Source organism: Corallococcus sp. AB049A (genome assembly GCF_003668885.1).
Lineage (GTDB): Bacteria > Myxococcota > Myxococcia > Myxococcales > Myxococcaceae > Corallococcus > Corallococcus interemptor.
Map to the genome: position 1 here is coordinate 1 of NZ_RAWL01000837.1, position 919 is coordinate 919.

Here is a 919-nt window from a genome sequence, read left to right on the forward strand (position 1 = left end):
CGCGGGAGCTGGGCGGAGGCTGCAGGCCGGACTGCTTGTAGGTGCGCGAGAGCAGCACCAGCGCGAACGTCGTGCACACGTTGGCCAGCACCACCACGCCCATGCGCACGGGCAACAGCGGCGAGTCCGTGAAGGGCACGTCCGGCACCGCGTGCATCCAGTAGCTGCGCAGGGCCGTGCTGACGAGCGACAGGGCCGCGCCCGCCGTCAACAGCCCCCACACGCGGCGCAGGTAGTCCCCCGAGCCAAAGGCCAGCGCCGCCGCCGCCGTGCCCGCCACCGCGAGCAGGCCCACCGCCCAACCCGCTGCGTCACCCACGAGCGCCAGCTGACGCGCGTCCTGGAGCGCATTGGCCACCGCGGCCAGGTGCACCAGCTGGAGCACCACGACGGCGCCCAGCCAGGGCGCCACCCGCTTGAAGGCGCGACCCGAAGAGGGACGGGGGGCGTTCATCGCAGCTTCTCCATGGCCTTCGAAAGCTCCGTGAGGGTGTTCGTCGTGCGCGCCGCGCCGATGAAGACGTTGAGCATGGGCTTGAGACCCTCCAGCACCAGCGGCACGTCCTGCAGGCTCACCTGTTCCGGTGGACGCTTCAGGACCCGCAGCGCGGCGGTGTGGATGGCCATCTTCGCGGTGAAGTCACCCAGCAGCGGCTCCAGGTGATGCATCAGCACGTCGTGCCAACCTGGAGCGGATGAAGGGGAGGTCGAGGGTGTCTGCACGTCACCTCCGCGGGGGGGAAGACCCCCAGCGTAGGGACATTTCGAACCCGGTACGAGGGCTCGCCTGCTCTGAAACCCGCACAAAATGCGCGGGTTGCCCTGATTTCCCCGTGACCTCTGGAAATCAGTGAGTGCTTCCTCAGCGGCGGCGGGGCTTCTTCTCTTCTTCCGGCTTGGGGGCCGGGCGGGGCTCATG

The 919-nt window shown here is 69.3% G+C and carries 1 protein-coding gene and 1 pseudogene; both read right to left on the reverse strand.

Annotated features, from left to right (window positions below):
- Window positions 1-454, reverse strand: a pseudogene (locus tag D7X55_RS39770) (hypothetical protein); the annotation flags it as partial.
- Window positions 451-669 (reverse strand): hypothetical protein, encoded by a 219-nt coding sequence (locus D7X55_RS39775; RefSeq protein WP_120550393.1) that lies wholly within the window; start codon window positions 667-669, stop codon window positions 451-453. The pseudogene D7X55_RS39770 and the gene D7X55_RS39775, both read right to left, overlap by 4 nt.
- Window positions 670-919: the final 250 nt, after the last annotated feature.

Coding starts and splice junctions, on each gene's coding strand:
- D7X55_RS39775 (WP_120550393.1), bottom strand. CDS start 669: ATGCATCACCTGGAGCCGCTGCTGGGTGACTTCACCGCGAAGATGGCC.